The sequence below is a fragment of the Streptomyces sp. CB09001 genome, assembly GCF_003369795.1.
In the GTDB taxonomy this organism is placed as follows: Bacteria; Actinomycetota; Actinomycetes; order Streptomycetales; family Streptomycetaceae; genus Streptomyces.
The window spans coordinates 2,550,558-2,569,720 of record NZ_CP026730.1 but is presented as its reverse complement, the minus strand read 5'-3'; the positions used below and the strand labels follow the sequence as shown (position 1 = coordinate 2,569,720).

Sequence of the window (19,163 nt, the reverse complement as noted above, 5' to 3'; positions counted from 1 at the left end):
GGTAACTCTGTCCCCATGCAGGGATCACCGGCGCCGAACGAGCACGAGACCGTCGGCGCCTATGCCCTCGGGATCCTCGACGACGCCGAGGCGACGGCCTTCGAGGCCCACCTCGCCACCTGTGAGTGGTGCGCCCAGCAGCTCGACGAGCTGGCCGGCATGGAGCCGATGATGGCCGCGCTCGCCGACCTGCCCGGCACGGGCACGCCCGTGATCGCCGAGTCCCTCGCCGTGAAGCCCAGCGCGCGGCTCTCGGAGAAGCTCGTCGACGAGGTCGCCGAACGCCGCGCGAGCAAACGCCGCCGCAACTTCTACCTGGTGGGCACCGCGGCCGCGCTGATCATCGGCGGCCCGTTCGCCGCCGTGGCGACCACGGGCGGCGGGGGCGGCGGTGACGACGGCGGCGGCCGCAGGGCCGAGGCGACGCAGCAGGCCGCGAGCCCCGCCGAGTCCGCCTTCGCCGCCATGCCGGACCGGGTCACCGCCACCGACCCGGGCACGCAGGTCAGCGCGACCGTGGCCCTGGAGAAGAAGGCCTGGGGCACCGAAACGGTCCTGGAGCTGAAGAACCTCAAGGGCCCCCAGAGGTGCTCCCTGATCGCCGTCGGCAAGAACGGCGAGCGGGAGACGCTCACCTCCTGGTCGGTCCCCGACTGGGGGTACGGCATTCCGGGCGCCACCACCGAGAAGGCCAAGAAGCCGCTCTACGTGCACGGCGGCGCCGCCTTCGAACCCAACCAGATCTCCCACTTCGAGGTCATGACCTTCGACGGGAAGCGGCTCGTCGAGGTCGACGCGTAGCGCGGGCCGCAGGCGCGCCGTAGCTTCCCGGGCCCCCTTCGCGTATTTTTGACGGCTGCCCAGCACGTCAGAAGGGGGCCCGGTGGCCGCACAGGCTCAACAGGATTCAGCGGTCGACTCGGAGCACGAGCCCGTACGAAAGGACTCCGCACGGGAGGACTCGGTACGGGACCGAGAGATCGACGTGGAACAGGCGCACCTCGACCGGGTGTACCGGCGCCTCGAGGAGAAGATCCACGAGGCGGAGTTCCTCATGCACGACGCCGCCCAGCGCGGCCACGTCGGCACGCCCGGCGCCCTCGCCGAGCGCGACGCGCAGGTCTTCCGGGCCGGCATCCACCTCAACCGCCTGAACAACGAGTTCGAGGACTTCCTGTTCGGCCGCATCGACCTGCTCCTCGGCAAGGACGGCAAGAAGGGCCCGGACGGCGCGTACACGGCCGTCGAGCCCGCCGAGGGCGCCCTCGGGCCCGACGGCACCGCCGACATCGCCGAGACCCTGCACATCGGCCGCATCGGCGTCCTGGACGAGGACTACGCGCCGCTCGTCATCGACTGGCGGGCGCCCGCCGCCGCCCCCTTCTACCGGTCCACGCCGGTCGACCCGGGCCGGGTGGTGCGCCGCCGGGTGATCCGCTCCAAGGGGCGGCGCGTCCTCGGCGTCGAGGACGACCTGATGCGGCCCGAGATCACCGCCCGGCTGGACGGCGAGGAGCTGGCCGTGGTCGGCGACGGCGCCCTGATGGCCGCCCTCGGCCAGGCCCGTACCCACTCCATGCGGGACATCGTGGCCTCCATCCAGGCCGAGCAGGACCAGGTGATCCGCGCCCCCGCCGCCTCCGTGACCTACGTCGAGGGCGGCCCCGGCACCGGCAAGACCGCCGTCGCCCTGCACCGCGCCGCCTACCTGCTCTACCAGGACCGGCGCCGGTACGCGGGCGGCATCCTGATCGTCTCGCCGACGCCGCTGCTCGTGGCGTACACCGAGGGCGTGCTGCCCTCCCTGGGCGAGGAGGGGCAGGTCGCCATCCGGGCGATCGGCGCCCTGGCCGACGACGCGGCCGGCGCGGAGGCCACGCTGTACGACTCCCCGGCCACCGCCCGCGCCAAGGGCTCCGCCCGCATGCTCCGGGTGCTGCGCAGGGCCGCGCGCGGAGCGCTGGAGCCGGCCGACTCGCCGACCCTGCTCAGGGTCGTCGCCTTCGGCCGCCGCCTCGAACTGGAGGCCGAGGAGCTGGCCGGCATCCGCCGCACCGTCCTCGGCGGCACCGCGCCCGTCAACCTGCTGCGCCCGCGCGCCCGCCGGCTGCTGCTCGACGCCCTGTGGGACAGGTCGGGCGCCGGGGCCCGGCACACCGACCCCGAGCTGGCCGCCGAACTGCGCTCCTCCTTCGACGAGGACGTCAGCTCCGAGGACTCCTTCACCGCCTTCCTCGACGCCTGGTGGCCGGAGCTGACCCCGGGCGCCGTGCTGGCCGCCATGGCGGACGAGCGCCGCCTGGGCCGCTGGGCCCGGCGCGTGCTGAATCCGGGCGAGGTCCGCAAGGTCGCCCGCTCGCTGCGGCGCGAGGGCCACTCCGTGCACGACATCGCCCTGCTCGACGAACTCCAGGCGATCGTCGGCACCCCGGCCCGCCCCCGCAAGCGGCGCGAGCAGGACCCGCTGGACCAGCTCACCGGCCTGGAGGAGCTGATGCCGCAGCGCGAGGAGACCCAGTGGGAGCGCGCCGAGCGCCTCGCGCAGGAGCGCACCGAGTACGCGCACGTCATCGTCGACGAGGCGCAGGACCTCACCCCCATGCAGTGGCGGATGGTCGGCCGCCGCGGCCGGCACGCCACCTGGACGGTCGTCGGCGACCCGGCCCAGTCCTCCTGGTCCGACCCGGACGAGGCGGCCGCCGCCCGTGACGAGGCCCTCGGCAGCCGCCCGCGCCGCCGCTTCGAGCTGACCGTGAACTACCGCAACCCGGCCGAGATCGCCGAGCTGGCGGCGAAGGTCCTGGCGCTGGCCATGCCCGGCTCGCCGTCCCCGTCGGCCGTACGCTCGACCGGAGTCCAGCCGCGCTTCGCCGTGGTGCGGGACTCCCACGCCCGGACGGTCCGCGCGGAGGCGGCCCGGCTGCTCGACCTCGTCGACGGCACCGTCGGCGTCGTCGTCGCCATGAACCGGCGCGAGGAGGCCCGGCGCTGGCTGGACGGGCTCGGCGACCGGGTGGTGGCGCTGGGCAGCCTGGAGGCCAAGGGCCTGGAGTACGACGCCACGGTGGTCGTCTCCCCGGCCGAGATCGCCGACGAGTCGCCCGCCGGGCTGCGCGTGCTGTACGTCGCCCTGACCCGGGCCACCCAGCAGCTGACGGTCGTCTCGGGCGAACGGGACGAGCCGGACGCCTCGGGGGTGCCGGACCTGCTGCGCGACTGAGCGCCGGGCGCCGGGCCGGGGGACCGGCCGCAGACGTGCAAAAGGCCCGCGCCGTCCGACGGCGCGGGCCTTCCGCTCTCGTTCAAGTGGCACCGACCCGCCATGCTCGCCTCGCGGCAAGTGGTCGCTCGTAGCGACGAAGGTTGGGCCCGGGGGCTTGGATCGAGCCGGTGCCACGTCCAAGGTAACAAACGATCCCCGCAAGACAATTCCCGTCCCGCGGGTTCCTTGCGCGACCCGGGCGCGTCCCGCCCGTCGCTTCCGGTGACCCCTTCCCCCGACGGGCCACTTCTCGTATGGTGGAAGTCGTTTTCCGAAATCGGAGCGAACAAAAAGTTCGCAATCCGGGGCGGCTACCGCGTACCCAGTGGTAGGTGCGACGATCGGACGGCACAACCCAGTTACACGGTGAAAGCAGAGGAAGTCGGCCATGGCAACGGCGCCCAGCGTCTCCTACTCGATGACGGTCCGACTGGAGGTGCCCGCCGGCGGAACCGCCGTCTCGCAGCTCACCACGGCGGTGGAGTCCGCGGGCGGCTCGGTCACCGGCCTCGACGTCACGGCCTCCGGCCACGACAAGCTGCGTATCGACGTCACCATCGCGGCCGGCTCGACCGCCCACGCCGACGAGATCGTGGAGCAGCTGCGGGGCATCGAGGGCGTCAGCCTGGGCAAGGTCTCCGACCGTACCTTCCTCATGCACCTCGGTGGCAAGATCGAGATGCAGTCCAAGCACCCCATCCGCAACCGCGACGACCTGTCCATGGTCTACACGCCCGGTGTGGCCCGGGTCTGCATGGCGATCGCCGAGAACCCCGAGGACGCCCGCCGCCTCACCATCAAGCGCAATTCCGTTGCGGTCGTGACGGACGGCTCCGCCGTGCTGGGCCTGGGCAACATCGGCCCGAAGGCCGCGCTGCCGGTGATGGAGGGCAAGGCGGCCCTGTTCAAGCGGTTCGCCGGCATCGACGCCTGGCCGCTCTGCCTGGACACCCAGGACACCGACGCGATCGTCGAGATCGTCAAGGCCATCGCCCCGGGCTTCGCCGGCATCAACCTGGAGGACATCTCCGCGCCCCGCTGCTTCGAGATCGAGGCCCGGCTGCGCGAGGCCCTGGACATCCCCGTCTTCCACGACGACCAGCACGGCACCGCCATCGTCGTCCTCGCCGCGCTGACCAACGCCCTGCGCGTGGTGGGCAAGCCCATCGAGAACGTACGGGTCGTCATGTCCGGCGCCGGCGCGGCCGGTACGGCCATCCTCAAGCTGCTGCTCGCCGCCGGGGTGAAGAACGCCGTCGTCGCCGACATCCACGGCGTCGTGCACACGGGCCGCGCCGACCTGGTGGACGCCGCGCCCGAGTCCGCCCTGCGCTGGATCGCCGACAACACCAACCCCGAGGGTCTCACCGGCACCCTCAAGGAGGCCGTGCACGGCGCGGACGTCTTCATCGGCGTCTCCGCCCCCAACGTCCTGGACGGCGAGGACGTGGCCGCCATGGCCGACGGCGCGATCGTGTTCGCGCTCGCGAACCCCGACCCCGAGGTGGACCCGGCGATCGCCCGGGAGACGGCCGCGGTCGTCGCCACCGGCCGCTCGGACTTCCCGAACCAGATCAACAACGTGCTGGTCTTCCCGGGCGTGTTCCGCGGCCTGCTGGACGCGCAGTCCCGCACCGTCAACACCGAGATGATGCTTGCGGCCGCACACGCCCTCGCGGACGTGGTGACCGAGGACGAGATCAACCCGAACTACATCATCCCCAGCGTCTTCAACGACAAGGTCGCCGGTGCCGTCGCGGGCGCCGTACGCGATGCGGCGAAGGCCGCCGGAGTGGTGGCGTAGTTTCCCCCGGCGGGGGAAGGCGGCCTGTGGCGTGGTGGTGAGGATCACCACGGCGGGCCGCCCCTCCGGCGCGTCGCGGGATGTCGGGCCTCGGATCGCCCTCTAGGGTTGCGCAAGGCTCAGGCCCTCTCGGCGTGTGACTCCCAAGGGTGTTCTCACGACCTCCTGGGGGTGCCGGATTGGCTTTACCGCCGCAGGTGGAGGCAGGATGCCTCCCTGGGCGCGAGGGTCTGACGACCGACCCGGGTCCGGGGAATGTCAGAGGGCCCTGGCAGCATCGGCATCGCTGTGCCCAACATGCGGCTCCGCCGCGTGGCACGCCTCAACGGCAAGAAGAACACGGGAGTAACAACATGAACCGCAGTGAGCTGGTGGCCGCGCTGGCCGACCGCGCCGAGGTGACCCGCAAGGACGCCGACGCCGTGCTGGCCGCCTTCGCCGAGGTTGTCGGCGACATCGTCTCCAAGGGCGACGAGAAGGTCACCATCCCCGGCTTCCTGACCTTCGAGCGCACCCACCGTGCCGCTCGCACCGCCCGCAACCCGCAGACCGGCGAGCCGATCCAGATTCCGGCCGGCTACAGCGTCAAGGTCTCGGCGGGCTCCAAGCTCAAGGAAGCCGCCAAGGGCAAGTAAGCGCGTAGGCGCTCCGCTTTTGAGCGAAGGGGACTGCGCGGATCGTTCGTTCGGGATGCGGCCGTTTCGCGGCTGCGGGTCGTTCGTGGCTGGTCGCGCAGTTCCCCGCGCCCCTTGCGGGGCGCTCCACTCAACGCCGGTGGGGCGGTCACCCGAGTCCGGGTGACCGCCCCACCGGCGTACGGGGCCTCAGCCCAGGGCCTTGCCCGGAAGTTCCACCTTCGCGCCCAGCTCGACGAGCTTGTCCATGAAGTTCTCGTAGCCGCGGTTGATCAGGTCGATGCCGTGGACCCGGGACGTGCCCTGGGCCGCGAGGGCGGCGATCAGGTACGAGAAGCCGCCGCGCAGGTCGGGGATGACCAGGTCGGCGCCCTCCAGCTTGGTCGGCCCGGAGACGACGGCCGAGTGCAGGAAGTTGCGCTGGCCGAAACGGCAGTGGGAACCGCCCAGGCACTCGCGGTAGAGCTGGATGTGAGCGCCCATCTGGTTGAGCGCCGAGGTGAAGCCCAGCCGGGACTCGTAGACCGTCTCGTGGACGATGGACAGCCCCGTGGCCTGCGTCAGCGCCACCACCAGGGGCTGCTGCCAGTCGGTCTGGAAGCCCGGGTGCACGTCCGTCTCCAGGGCGATGGACTTCAGCCGGCCGCCCGGGTGCCAGAAGCGTATGCCCTCGTCGTCGATCTCGAAGGCGCCGCCCACCTTCCGGAAGGTGTTGAGGAACGTCATCATCGAGCGCTGCTGGGCCCCGCGGACGTAGACGTTGCCCTCGGTGGCCAGTGCCGCGGAGGCCCAGGAGGCGGCCTCCAGGCGGTCCGAGAGGGCACGGTGGGTGTAGCCGCCCAGCTCGTCCACACCGGTGACGCGGATGGTGCGGTCGGTGTCCATGGCGATGATCGCGCCCATTTTCTGCAGGACGCAGATCAGGTCCTCGATCTCCGGCTCCACGGCCGCGTTGGACAGCTCCGTGACGCCCTCGGCGAGCACGGCGGTCAGCAGCACCTGCTCGGTCGCGCCGACGGACGGGTACGGCAGGTTGATCTTCGTACCGCGCAGCCGCTGCGGAGCCTCCAGGTACTGGCCGTCCGCCCGCTTCTCGATCTTCGCGCCGAACTGCCGCAGCACGTCGAAGTGGAAGTCGATGGGCCGGCCGCCGATGTCGCAGCCGCCCAGGCCCGGGATGAAGGCGTGCCCGAGGCGGTGCAGCAGCGGGCCGCAGAACAGGATCGGGATGCGCGACGAGCCCGCGTGGGCATCGATGTCGGCGACGTTCGCGCTCTCCACGTGGGTCGGGTCGAGCACCAGCTCGCCGGGCTCCTCGCCCGGACGGACGGTCACCCCGTGCAGTTGCAGCAGTCCGCGTACGACCCGCACGTCGCGGATGTCCGGCACGTTGCGCAGCCGGCTCGGCGCACTGCCCAGCAGGGCCGCCACCATGGCCTTCGGCACGAGGTTCTTCGCACCGCGGACCCGGATCTCGCCCTCCAGCGGGGTTCCGCCGTGGACAAGCAGTACGTCATCAGCGCCGTTGACGGTCATGAATCTCGCGTTCCGTGGGGTTGGGCAGGGGCCAGAAGGGAAAGGGTAATCGTCTTGTACCCCCCATCCATGCGCCTGCGCACGGTCCGGCAACGTCATGGATTTGTCACAACACGCGGTGTTCACCGGCGCGTACGGGGGGTCACGACCGAGGGACGTGCGCGGGTGCGTGTTCACTCCCGTGCCCCCGATTGCCTCCCCACGGGAGGGGAACATGCGGGATCATGTCTGGCATGACCGAGGTGTCCTCGCTCACGGGGCGGCTGCTCGTGGCAACGCCCGCCCTGGCGGACCCGAACTTCGAGCGTGCGGTGGTGCTCCTCCTCGACCACGACGAGGAGGGCTCCCTCGGTGTCGTCCTCAACCGTCCCACGCCGGTCGACGTGGGCGACATCCTGGAGGACTGGGCGGACCTGGCCGGTGAGCCGGGCGTCGTCTTCCAGGGCGGCCCGGTGTCCCTGGACTCGGCCCTCGGCGTCGCGGTCGTCCCCGGCGGGGCGTCCGGCGAGCGGGCGCCGCTGGGCTGGCGCCGGGTGCACGGCGCCATCGGCCTGGTCGACCTGGAGGCGCCGCCGGAGCTGCTGGCGTCCGCCGTGGGCGCCCTGCGGATCTTCGCCGGATACGCGGGCTGGGGGCCCGGCCAGCTGGAGGACGAGCTGACCGAGGGCGCCTGGTACGTGGTCGAGTCCGAGCCCGGTGACGTCTCCTCGCCGTTCCCGGAGAGACTCTGGCGCGAGGTGCTGCGCCGCCAGCGGGGCGACCTGGCGATGGTGGCGACGTATCCGGACGACCCGTCGCTCAACTGAAGCGTGTGAGCTTCAGTACCCTTGGCCGTTATGAGCACTCTCGAGCCCGAGCGCGGGACAGGTACGGGAACCCTCGTCGAGCCGACGCCGCAGACGTCCCACGGCGACGGCGATCACGAGCGCTTCGCGCATTACGTCCAGAAGGACAAGATCATGGCGAGCGCCCTCGACGGCACCCCCGTCGTGGCGCTGTGCGGCAAGGTCTGGGTACCGGGCCGCGACCCGAAGAAGTACCCGGTCTGCCCCATGTGCAAGGAGATCTACGAGTCCATGAGCGGCGGCGGGGACGAGGGCAAGGGCGGCGACAAGAAGTAGGCGCCGAGACGCAGTAGGTGCCGAGAGCGGCGCCGCTGCCCGTACAGACCCCTCAGATCTTCCCGAAGGCCCCCGGAGTGTGCCCGCGCGCACTCCGGGGGCCTTCGTGCGTCGGGCTGATTAACAAAGAGGTTTACGAATTGGTTCAGACCTCTTGTGGACAGGTTCATGTCTCCCTACGCTCCTGGGTGTTGTGCAGAGCGAAACCGTCATTGCATATGTTGCAACGCACGCCCGGAGGAAAGACTCCATGAAGCTCGCCCCCCGCCTTGCCGTACTGCTGGCCGCGGCCGTCGTCGCCGCGACGGCCTGCGCACCCCAGGCGTCCGACAACTCCTCCTCCGGCAAGGACGAGAAGAGCGGCACCCTGCGCGTCTGGCTGTTCCAGGAGGTCAACAACAAGCCGAAGGAAAAGGTCGTCGACGCGGCCCTCGCCGACTTCGAGAAGGCGCACGCGGACACGAAGGTCACCGTGGAGTACATCCCGGTCGAGACCCGCGCCCAGCGCATCAAGGCCGCCTTCAACGACCCGAAGAGCGCCCCCGACGTCATCGAGTTCGGCAACACCGACACCGCCGGTTACGTGGAGGACGGCGGACTCGCCGACGTATCCGAGGAGTTCGCGGCCTGGGACGAGGCCAAGGACGCCGACCCCACCGCCCGTCAGTCGGTCACCGTGGACGGAAAGGTCTACGGCGCCCCCTACTTCGTCGGCGTCCGCGCCCTCTACTACCGCACCGACGTCTTCGACGAACTCGGACTCGAACCCCCCAAGTCGCTGGCCGAACTGGCGTCCACCGCGAAGCAGGTCCGGGCCGCGAAGCCCGACCTCTACGGCATCGCGGTCGGCGGCGCCTACACCTACGGCGCGATGCCGTTCATCTGGGCCAACGGCGGCGAACTCGCCAGCGGCAAGGGCGGCTCGTACGCCTCCGCGATCGACAGCGCCGCCGCCCAGAAGGGCATCAAGGCGTACACGTCCCTGTTCGGGGACGCCAACTGCCCCGCCGCCAAGTGCGCCGGCATGGGCGGCAACGACACCGTCACCGCCTTCGCCTCGGGCAAGGCGGCCATGGCCATCGGCGGCGACTTCAGCCACCAGGCCGTGGAGGCCGGCGCGGCGAAGGGCAAGTACGCGGTGGTGCCGCTGCCCGGCGTCGAGCCCGGCTCCATCGCCCCCGCCTTCGCGGGCGGCAACAACATCGGCGTCCTGAAGAGCACCTCGCACCGCACCCTCGCCGTCGACCTGATGAAGCGGCTCGCGTCCAAGCAGGCGCAGGGCGAACTGTTCGACGCGATGGGCTTCCTGCCGACCTTCACGGACGTACGGCAGCAGGTGGCGGCCAAGGAGCCCTTCGTGAAGCCGTTCGTCGACACGCTCGCCGCGGGCACGAAGTTCGTCCCGGCCTCTCCCGCGTGGGCGACGATCGACTCCTCGCTGGTGCTGCCGACGATGTTCCAGGAGGTGGTCAGCGGCAAGAAGGACGTGGGCGCTGCCGCCGGGGACGCGGCTCGGAAGATGGACGACGCGTTCGGCTCCGCCGGATGACGGGTTCGCCTATGAGCTCGGGGGGCGTTGTCCGTGGGCGGGTGCGGGTTCGTCGTGGTTCCTCGCGCAGTTCCTCGCGCCCCTATCGGGGCTCCTCCAGTACCCCCTGGATATATCTCGCGCCTGCTCTTGTCGTTCTGGGTGGGCTGCTCGTCTACCCCGTGTACCAGCTTGGGCTGATCTCGTTCCTGGAGTACACGCAGGCTCAGGTCAGTGGTGGGGAGCCGGCGACGTTCCAGGGGTTCGGGAACTACGCCGAGCTCTTCGGGGACGGGGAGTTCTGGCGGGTGCTGCTCGCCACCGTCGTGTTCGCGGCCGCCTGTGTGGTGTCCACGCTGGCCGTCGGGTGTGCGCTCGCCGTGCTGCTGACGCGGGTGCGGGCCCTGCCTCGGCTGGCGTTGATGCTGGCGGGGCTGGGCGCGTGGGCCACCCCGGCGGTCACCGGGTCGACGGTGTGGCTGCTGCTGTTCGACCCGGACTTCGGGCCCGTCAACCGGATGCTGGGCCTCGGCGACCACTCCTGGACGTACGGGCGCTACAGCGCCTTCCTGCTCGTGCTGCTCGAAGTGGTCTGGTGCTCCTTCCCGTTCGTCATGGTGACCGTCTACGCCGGGATCCGGGCCGTACCGTCCGAGGTCCTTGAGGCCGCCGCGCTGGACGGGGCCTCGCAGTGGCGGATCTGGCGCTCGGTGCTCGCGCCGATGCTCCGGCCGATCCTGGTGGTCGTCACCATCCAGTCGGTCATCTGGGACTTCAAGGTCTTCACCCAGATCTACGTCATGACCAACGGCGGCGGCATCGCCGGCCAGAACCTCGTCCTCAACGTCTACGCCTACCAGAAGGCCTTCGCGTCCTCGCAGTACAGCCTGGGCTCCGCGATCGGCGTGGTCATGCTGCTGATCCTGCTCGCCGTGACGCTGGTCTACCTGCGGCTGCTGCGCCGCCAGGGGGAGGAGCTGTGAATCTTCCGCGCGCGCGAGTGCGCCGTCCGTGGCGGCTGGCCGCCGAGACCTCGGCACTGCTGATCGCGGTGGTCGTCGCCTTCCCGCTGTACTGGATGGTGCTGAGCGCCTTCAAACCGGCCGGGGAGATCGAGTCGAGCGAGCCCCGGCCCTGGACGCTGACCCCCTCGCTGGACTCCTTCCGGCGGGTGTTCGAGCAGCAGGAATTCGGCCGCTACTTTCTCAACAGCCTGATCGTGGCAGGCTCCGTGGTGATCGCCTCGGCGTTGATCGCGTTCCTCGCGGCGACCGCGGTGACGCGTTTCCGGTTCCGTTTCCGGACCACCCTGCTGATCATGTTCCTGGTGGCCCAGATGGTGCCCGTGGAGGCGCTCACGATCCCGCTGTTCTTCCTCATGCGGGACTTCGGCCAGCTGAACACGCTGGGCTCGCTGATCCTGCCCCACATCGCCTTCTCGCTGCCCTTCGCGATCTGGATGCTGCGGGGCTTCGTGAAAGCGGTGCCGGAGGCCCTGGAAGAGGCCGCCCACATCGACGGGGCGAGCCGGAGCCGCTTTCTCTGGCAGATCCTTTTCCCGCTGGTCTTCCCGGGTCTTGTGGCCACCAGCGTCTTCTCCTTCATCTCGACCTGGAACGACTTCCTGTTCGCCAAGTCGTTCATCATCAGTGACACCTCCCAGTCGACGCTGCCGATGGCGCTGCTGGTCTTCTACAAGCCGGACGATCCCGACTGGGGCGGCGTCATGGCCGCGTCCACGGTGATGACGATTCCGGTGCTGGTCTTCTTCGTACTCGTACAACGACGACTCGTCTCCGGCCTCGGCGGAGCGGTAAAGGACTGAACAACGTGACGGACCCTACGGACGTGACGGACGCGACCGACGTGATTCCCCGGCCGCGGCACGCGGTGGCCCAGGACGCCTACTTCGACCTGGGCCCCGACACCCGGCTGGTGGCCGGCGCAGGCGCCGAGCACACCGAGCGCTGGCTGCGCGCCACCCTGGGCGCGGCCACCGGCCTGCCGCTGGCGCCCGGCGGGGATGGCGGCGGCGCCGTCCGGCTGTCCCTCGACGGGGAACTGGCCGACGAGGGCTACCACCTCGACGTCGCGCCGGAGGGCGTGCACCTCACCGGCGGCGGTCCGGCCGGGCTCTTCTGGGGCGCCCAGACGCTGCGCCAGCTGCTCGGCCCGGACGCCTTCCGGCGCGCCCCGCTGCCCGGCCGCCGGTGGCGGCTGCCGCTGGGCCGCATCGAGGACGCGCCCCGCTTCGGCTGGCGCGGACTGATGCTGGACGTCTCCCGGCACTTCATGCCGAAGGACGGCGTCCTGCGCCAGCTGGACCTGATGGCCGCCCACAAACTCAACGTCCTGCACTTCCACCTGACGGACGACCAGGGCTGGCGCATCGAGATCAAACGCCACCCGAAGCTCACCGAGACCGGCTCCTGGCGCTCCCGCACGAAATTCGGTCACCGGGCCTCGCCGCTGTGGGAGGACAAACCCCACGGCGGCTACTACACGCAGGAGGACATCCGGGAGATCGTCGCCTACGCGGCCGCACGGCACATCACCGTCGTCCCCGAAATCGACGTGCCCGGACACTCGCAGGCCGCCATCGCGGCGTATCCGGAACTCGGCAACACCGATGTGATCGACACCACCGCGCTCTCCGTCTGGGACACCTGGGGCGTATCCCCGAACGTCCTCGCCCCCACCGAGAACACGCTGCGCTTCTACGAGGGCGTGTTCGAGGAACTCCTGGAGCTTTTCCCCTCCGAGTTCGTCCACGTCGGCGGCGACGAATGCCCCAAGGACCAGTGGCGGGCCTCGGCCACCGCACAGACGCGGATGGCGGAACTCGGACTCGCCGACGAGGACGAACTCCAGTCCTGGTTCATCCAGCACTTCGACACCTGGCTCGCCGAACGCGGTCGCCGGCTCATCGGCTGGGACGAGATCCTGGAGGGCGGACTCGCCAAGGGCGCGGCCGTGTCCTCCTGGCGCGGTTACGCGGGCGGGATCGCCGCCGCGCGCGCGGGGCACGACGTCGTGATGTGCCCCGAGCAGCAGGTGTACCTGAACTTCCGGGAGGACGGCGGCGAGGACGAACCCGTGCCGATCGCCTTCGTACGCACCCTGGAGGACGTCTACCGGTTCGAGCCGGTTCCGGCGGAACTGACCCCGGAGGAGTCCGGACACGTGATCGGCACCCAGGCGAACCTGTGGACCGAGGTGACGGAGAACCAGGAGCGGGTGGACTACCAGCTCTTCCCGCGGCTCGCCGCCTTCGCCGAGGTCGCCTGGAGCGCTCTGCCCGCCCCGGCCGACCGGGACTACGCCGCCTTCGAGCGGCGGATGGCCGCCCACTACCGGCGGCTCGACGCCCTGGGCGTCGGCTACCGCCCGCCGGCCGGCCCGCGGCCCTGGCAGCGGCGCCCCGGTGTACTCGGCCGCCCGATGGACGGGCCGCCGCCGAACAAGTAAGAGAAACGCCCCTAAACGTCACTGGGGAGTGGCAACTCGCGCACATAGTGCGTAACTCCGATCGTCGGAGATCCCGTACGAAAACGGACCATCTCGCCGACGAGGCGGGCGAATGCCTCCTAGCGGACCCCTGCGTCCGGGCCCTGCGAAGATGTGCCAGAGTTGCCACGTCCACCCTGTCAGGTCGTACCGTACGGCCACATGGGCGGGACCAGGTGGGACAGCGGGAAGGGGCAGTCGGTTTGACCACGCACGCACCGCAGGCGGCGCAGGCCGTCACGCTGCCCACGACACTGGACGAGGCCGTGGCGGCGCTCACCGCGATGCCCGCGGCCGTTCCGGTCGCGGGCGGCACCGACCTGATGGCGGCCGTCAACTCCGGGCAGCTCAGGCCCGCCGCGCTGGTGGGTCTCGGCCGGATCAGCGAGATCCGCGGCTGGCAGTACCAGGACGGGCACGCGCTGCTCGGCGCGGGCCTCACCCATGCGCGCATGGGCCGGCCCGACTTCGCCGCGCTCATCCCGGCGCTCGCCGCCGCCGCGCGCGCCGCCGGACCGCCGCAGATCCGCAACGCCGGCACCCTCGGCGGCAACATCGCCTCGGCCGCCCCCACCGGGGACGCGCTGCCGGTGCTGGCCGCCCTGGAGGCGACGCTGATCATCGCGGGCCCGGACGGGGCCCGCCGGGAGATGCCGGTCTCGCACCTGCTGGCGGGCATGGAGATGCTCCGCGCGGGAGAACTCATCGGCTACGTGCGCGTGCCGCTGCTGCACGCGCCGCAGGTCTTCCTGAAGGCGACCGGCCGCACCGGACCCGGCCGCGCGACGGCCTCCGTGGCGCTGGTCCTCGACCCGGCCAGGCGCGGTGTGCGGTGCGCGGTGGGCGCCATCGCGCCGATGCCGCTGCGGCCCCTGGAGGCCGAGCAGTGGGTGGCCTCGCTCATCGACTGGGACAACGGCCGGGCCGTCGTCCCCGAGGCGCTGCACGGCTTCGGCGAGTACGTCGCCGCGGCCTGCATCCCCGACGCGGCCCCGGACGAGGACGGCTCCGTGCCGCAACTGCCGCCCGCCGTACTGCACCTGCGGCGCACCGTCGCCGCGCTGGCCCGACGAGCACTGGGGAGGGCCCTGTCGTGACCGACGACCAGCACGGCGACCCGCACGGCGATCAGCACGGCGAGGGCTCCCCGCCGGGCGGCAGCCGCTGGGACCCGCTGCCCCAGGGCGACTACGACGACGGCGCCACCGCCTTCGTGAAACTCCCCGAGGGCGGCGTGGACGCGCTCCTCGCCTCCTCCGACAGCCCGCTCGCCGCGCCCGGACACGGCTACGTGCCGCCCCAGATCACGGTCGCGCCCGCCACCACCGCCGGTACCGACCCCTCCGCCACCGGCTCCTGGGCGGCGCCGTCGGCACCGTCCGCGCCCGTGGACGGCACCCAGTGGCAGGTTCCGGACGCCGGTCAGGACCCCGCCGCCCACCAGGGCTACGGCGGGTACCCGGCCCAGCAGGACCCGTACGGCGGGGCGGCGCCCTACGACGTGAACGCCGGGCAGGGCGTCCCCGGGCACGACGACCGGTTCGCCTACCAGCCGGGTCCCACCGGGCAGTGGGACTTCTCCCAGGCAGCGCAGGCCGCCCAGGCGTCCCAGGCCGAGGCGGACGCCGCGGCGGCCCGGCAGGCGTCCGGCCAGGACGTGACCGGGCAGTGGTCCATCCCCGTCGCCGACGGCGACCTGCCGGACGAGTCGGGCGAGTTCACCACGTCGTCCCTGGCCGAGCAGTGGGGCACCGGCGCCCCGGCCACCCTCCCGGGCGGCGCTCCCGCGCCCTGGGCGACGCAGCCGGCCGGACAGCCGTGGGGCGAGGACGCACCGCGGACCGGACCGGCCGGACCGGCCGACGAGGAGCGCCCCGCGCCGAGCGGGCACGGGTACGGATCCACCACGGACGGACCCGGCCAAGGGCACGGCCCCGACGCGGGCCACGGCCCCGACGCCGGCATCGGCCCGCACGGGCCGGGCTCGCCCGCGCCCGGGGCCGGCCCCGTCGCGAACGCGCCCGCATACGGTTCCACCGCGGCCGGGCACAGGGAGGGGCGCGGGCCCGGCTCGGCCGCCTCCGTGCACGGGCGCGGCGCCGCCGTGAGCCCGGACGGTCCCCGCGCCGCCGACGGGCCGGGCTCGCCCGCGCCCGGGGCCGGCCCCGTCGCGAACGCGCCCGGATACGGCTCCACCGCGGCCGGGCACAGGGAGGGGCGTGGGCCCGACTCGGCCGCCTCCGTGCAAGGGCGCGGCCCCGCCGTGAGCCCGGACGGTCCCCGCGCCGCCGACGGTTCGTACGCCCACGAGCCCGGTGACGACGCCGAACCCGTGACCGAAGCCGCCGCCGGGGCCGGTCCCGGCGTACGGGCGCCCGACGGGGCCGCCGCGGGGAGCGGGACGGTCACCGGCGGGCCCCGTGGGGCCGAGGAGGCCCCTGAGGGCCTGGCAGGGCGTTCCGCGGGCCCCCGTGAGGAGATGCGGGCCGGATCCCGTCCGGAGGCCGCTGAAGGCCCCGTGACGGGCCGGGCGCCGACCGCCGGCCGGGAGCGCGTGCCCGAGCCCTCGGCCGGTCCCCAGGGCGTCCTCGCCGACGCGTCGGACCCGACCGGCCAGACCGGTCGTGGGACCGACACGGCGGACCCGGGCGACGCCCGTACCGACGCGGACGGCCCCGAGGACGCCTCCGACGGCGCCCCCGTAGCTGCCCAGGAGCCGTCGGCGCCCGCCGGGCCGCAGGACGAGCACCCCCTCGCCTCCTACGTGCTGCGCGTCAACGGCGCCGACCGCCCCGTCACCGACGCCTGGATCGGCGAGTCGCTGCTGTACGTGCTGCGCGAGCGGCTCGGCCTCGCGGGCGCCAAGGACGGCTGCTCGCAGGGCGAGTGCGGCGCCTGCAACGTGCAGGTCGACGGGCGGCTCGTCGCCTCCTGCCTGGTCCCGTCCGTGACCGCGGCCGGCAGCGAGGTGCGTACCGTCGAGGGCCTGGCCACCGACGGACGGCCGTCGGACGTGCAGCGGGCGCTCGCCCGGCGCGGCGCGGTGCAGTGCGGCTTCTGCGTGCCCGGCATGGCGATGACCGTGCACAACCTCCTGGAGGGCAACCCCGCCCCGACCGAGCTGGAGGCCCGCCAGGCGCTGTGCGGCAACCTGTGCCGCTGCTCCGGCTACCGGGGCGTCCTGGAGGCGGTCCAGGAGGTCGTCGCCGAACGCGAGGCGCACGCCGACGCCGACGCGCAGGCCGGACCGGACCCCGAGGAGCCCCGCATCCCGCACCAGGCCGGTCCCGGCGCGGGCGGCGTCAACCCGGCGGCGTTCGAGGCACAGCCACAGCCGGGGGCGCAGGACCCGACCGGAGCGCACGACCGGCCGCCCTACGGCGACCACGGAGACCACGGCACCCACGGCCGGGACGGAGGCCACGCGTGAGCAACGACGCCGCGACTGCGGAGGCCGAGGGGACCGCCGAGGCGGCGACCCCCGTCCCCGACCCGATCCCGCACGGCCTCGGCGCGTCCCTGCCGCCCGCCGACGCCCGTGCCAAGACCGAGGGCACCTTCCCGTACGCCGCCGACCTGTGGGCCGAGGGCCTGCTGTGGGCGGCCGTGCTGCGCTCACCGCACCCGCGCGCCCGCATCGTCTCCATCGACACCACCCACGCGCGCGAGATGCCCGGCGTACGGGCGGTCGTCACGCACGAGGACGTGCCCGGCACCCCGCTGCACGGCCGCGGTGGCCAGGCCGACCGTCCGGTGTTCGCCTCCGAGGCCGTACGCCACCACGGCGAGCCGCTCGCCGCCGTCGCCGCCGACCACCCGGACACCGCGCGGATGGCCGCCGCAGCCGTCATCGTCGAGTACGAGCTGCTCGACCCGGTCACCGACCCGGAGCAGGCCTTCGAGGCCGAGCCGCTGCACCCCGACGGGAACCTGATCCGGCACATCCCGCTGCGCCACGGCGACCCGGACGCGGCCGGCGAGATCGTCGTCGAGGGCCTGTACCGCATCGGCCGCCAGGACCCGGCCCCCATAGGAGCCGAGGCGGGCCTGGCCGTACCGCGCCCCGACGGCGGCGTGGAGCTGTACCTGGCCTCCACCGACCCGCACGGCGACCGCGACATCGCCGCCGCCTGCTACGGGCTTTCGCCCGAACAGGTGAAGATCGTCGTCACCGGGGTGCCGGGTGCCACCGCCGACCGCGAGGACCAGGGCTTCCAGCTGCCGCTCGGACTGCTGGCGCTGAAGACCGGCTGCCCGGTGAAACTGACCGCCACGCGCGAGGAGTCCTTCCTCGGGCACACCCACCGCCACCCCACCCTCCTGCGCTACCGCCACCACGCGGACGCCGAGGGCCGGATCGTGAAGGTCGAGGCGCAGATCCTGCTCGACGCGGGCGCCTACGCCGACACCTCCTCCGACGCCCTGGCCGCCGCGGTGGCCTTCGCCTGCGGCCCGTACGTCGTGCCGAACGCCTTCATCGAGGGCTGGGCGGTGCGCACCAACAACCCGCCCTCCGGCCATGTGCGCGGCGAGGGCGCGATGCAGGTGTGCGCCGCGTACGAGGCGCAGATGGACAAGGTCGCCAAGAAGCTCGGCCTGGACCCGGCCGAGGTGCGGCTGCGCAACGTCCTGGCCACCGGCGACGTCCTCCCCACCGGCCAGACGGTCACCTGCCCGGCGCCGGTCGCGGAACTCCTCCAGGCGGTCCGCGACTTCCCGCTGCCCGCGCTGCCCAAGGACACGCCCGAGGACGAGTGGCTGCTGCCCGGCGGCCCCGAGGGCGCGGGCGAACCGGGCGCGGTGCGCCGGGGCGTGGGCTACGGCATCGGCATGGTGCACATGCTCGGCGCCGAGGGCGCCGACGAGGTCTCCACGGCCACCGTGAAGGTCCAGGACGGCGTGGCGACGGTGCTGTGCGCGGCGGTCGAGACCGGCCAGGGCTTCACCACGCTGGCCCGGCAGATCGTGCAGGACACCCTCGGCGTCGACGAGGTGCAGGTGGCGCCGGTCGACACCGACCAGCCCCCGGCGGGCCCCGGCTGCCGGGGCCGGCACACCTGGGTGTCGGGCGGCGCGGTGGAACGGGCGGCCAAGATGGTCCGCACCCAGCTCCTCCAGCCGCTGGCCCACCAGTTCGGGATGTCCACGGAGCTGCTCCAGATCGCCGACGGCAAGATCACGTCCTACGACGGCGTGCTGTCGACGACGGTCACCGAGGCGCTGGACGGCAAGGAGCTGTGGGCCACCGCCCAGTGCCGCCCGCACCCGACCGAGCCGCTCGACGAGGCGGGGCAGGGCGACGCGTTCGTCGGCATGGCCTTCTGCGCGATCCGCGCGGTGGTCGACGTCGACATCGAGATCGGCTCGGTACGCGTGGTGGAGCTGGCCGTCGCCCAGGACGTCGGCCGCGTCCTGAACCCGGCCCAGCTGACCGCCCGCATCGAGGCGGGCGTCACCCAGGGCGTCGGCATCGCGCTCACGGAGAACCTCCGCACCCCGCGCGGCCTGATCCGCCACCCCGACCTGACCGGCTACGCCCTGCCGACCGCGCTGGACGCCCCGGACATCCGGATCGTGAAGCTCGTCGAGGAACGCGACGTGGTCGCGCCGTTCGGCGCCAAGGCCGTCAGCGCGGCCCCGGTGGTGGCCTCCCCGGCGGCCGTCGCCTCCGCGGTACGCGCGGCCACGGGACGCCCGGTGAACCGGCTCCCGATCCGCCCGCAGGCCGCGGTGGCCACCGGTCACTGAGCGGTGGCCGAGCGGCCCGCGC

Annotated in this window: 14 protein-coding genes; 13 read left to right on the top strand and 1 reads right to left on the bottom strand. The window is 72.6% G+C overall.

The window, feature by feature from the left end:
• Nucleotides 1–15: 15 nt before the first annotated feature.
• The 4 genes from rsuA (at nucleotide 16) to C4J65_RS11895 (ending at nucleotide 5,701) form a co-directional block, all read left to right on the top strand.
• Nucleotides 16–801, top strand: a complete 786-nt coding sequence (gene rsuA, locus C4J65_RS11910) for an anti-sigma U factor RsuA (RefSeq protein WP_115742391.1) — start codon at nucleotides 16–18, stop codon at nucleotides 799–801.
• A gap of 82 nt (nucleotides 802–883) precedes the next feature.
• Nucleotides 884–3,220, top strand: coding sequence for a UvrD-helicase domain-containing protein (locus C4J65_RS11905; protein WP_162833148.1), 2,337 nt, complete (start codon nucleotides 884–886; stop codon nucleotides 3,218–3,220).
• Nucleotides 3,221–3,650: 430 nt separating this feature from the next.
• Nucleotides 3,651–5,066, top strand: a complete 1,416-nt coding sequence (locus C4J65_RS11900; protein WP_115742389.1) for an NAD-dependent malic enzyme — start codon at nucleotides 3,651–3,653, stop codon at nucleotides 5,064–5,066.
• Nucleotides 5,067–5,419: 353 nt separating this feature from the next.
• Nucleotides 5,420–5,701 (top strand): HU family DNA-binding protein, encoded by a 282-nt coding sequence (locus C4J65_RS11895; protein WP_003950507.1) that lies wholly within the window; start codon nucleotides 5,420–5,422, stop codon nucleotides 5,699–5,701.
• Between the two features lie 189 nt (nucleotides 5,702–5,890).
• Here the strand turns inward: C4J65_RS11895 and murA are convergent, their stop codons facing one another.
• Nucleotides 5,891–7,237 (bottom strand): UDP-N-acetylglucosamine 1-carboxyvinyltransferase, encoded by a 1,347-nt coding sequence (gene murA, locus C4J65_RS11890; protein ID WP_115742388.1) that lies wholly within the window; start codon nucleotides 7,235–7,237, stop codon nucleotides 5,891–5,893.
• A 233-nt stretch (nucleotides 7,238–7,470) separates the two neighbouring features.
• Here murA and C4J65_RS11885 point away from each other — a divergent pair, with 233 nt between their 5' ends.
• The 9 genes from C4J65_RS11885 to C4J65_RS11845 all read left to right on the top strand — a co-directional run bounded on the left by C4J65_RS11885 (nucleotide 7,471) and on the right by C4J65_RS11845 (nucleotide 19,141).
• Nucleotides 7,471–8,043 carry a YqgE/AlgH family protein gene (locus C4J65_RS11885; protein ID WP_042826249.1) on the top strand — a complete coding sequence of 191 codons (573 nt, stop codon included), beginning with the start codon at nucleotides 7,471–7,473 and terminating at the stop codon, nucleotides 8,041–8,043.
• Nucleotides 8,044–8,073: 30 nt separating this feature from the next.
• On the top strand, nucleotides 8,074–8,358 hold the full coding sequence (locus C4J65_RS11880) for a DUF3039 domain-containing protein (protein WP_030402030.1): 285 nt from the start codon (nucleotides 8,074–8,076) through the stop codon (nucleotides 8,356–8,358).
• Between the two features lie 250 nt (nucleotides 8,359–8,608).
• Complete coding sequence (locus C4J65_RS11875; protein ID WP_115742387.1) at nucleotides 8,609–9,907, top strand: extracellular solute-binding protein; 1,299 nt, start codon at nucleotides 8,609–8,611, stop codon at nucleotides 9,905–9,907.
• Nucleotides 9,904–10,869 (top strand): sugar ABC transporter permease, encoded by a 966-nt coding sequence (locus C4J65_RS11870; RefSeq protein ID WP_205350991.1) that lies wholly within the window; start codon nucleotides 9,904–9,906, stop codon nucleotides 10,867–10,869. The genes C4J65_RS11875 and C4J65_RS11870 overlap by 4 nt, the downstream gene beginning before the upstream one ends.
• Nucleotides 10,866–11,711, top strand: coding sequence for a carbohydrate ABC transporter permease (locus tag C4J65_RS11865; protein ID WP_115742385.1), 846 nt, complete (start codon nucleotides 10,866–10,868; stop codon nucleotides 11,709–11,711). The genes C4J65_RS11870 and C4J65_RS11865 overlap by 4 nt, the downstream gene beginning before the upstream one ends.
• 5 nt (nucleotides 11,712–11,716) lie before the next feature.
• On the top strand, nucleotides 11,717–13,354 hold the full coding sequence (locus C4J65_RS11860; RefSeq protein WP_115742384.1) for a beta-N-acetylhexosaminidase: 1,638 nt from the start codon (nucleotides 11,717–11,719) through the stop codon (nucleotides 13,352–13,354).
• 242 nt (nucleotides 13,355–13,596) lie between these two features.
• Nucleotides 13,597–14,490, top strand: a complete 894-nt coding sequence (locus tag C4J65_RS11855; protein ID WP_052841719.1) for an FAD binding domain-containing protein — start codon at nucleotides 13,597–13,599, stop codon at nucleotides 14,488–14,490.
• A complete protein-coding gene (locus tag C4J65_RS11850; RefSeq protein WP_115742383.1) occupies nucleotides 14,487–16,823 on the top strand; it encodes a 2Fe-2S iron-sulfur cluster-binding protein in 2,337 nt (778 codons plus the stop codon). Before C4J65_RS11855 ends, C4J65_RS11850 begins: the two co-directional genes overlap by 4 nt.
• Nucleotides 16,820–19,141 (top strand): molybdopterin cofactor-binding domain-containing protein, encoded by a 2,322-nt coding sequence (locus tag C4J65_RS11845; RefSeq protein WP_115742382.1) that lies wholly within the window; start codon nucleotides 16,820–16,822, stop codon nucleotides 19,139–19,141. Before C4J65_RS11850 ends, C4J65_RS11845 begins: the two co-directional genes overlap by 4 nt.
• Nucleotides 19,142–19,163: the final 22 nt, after the last annotated feature.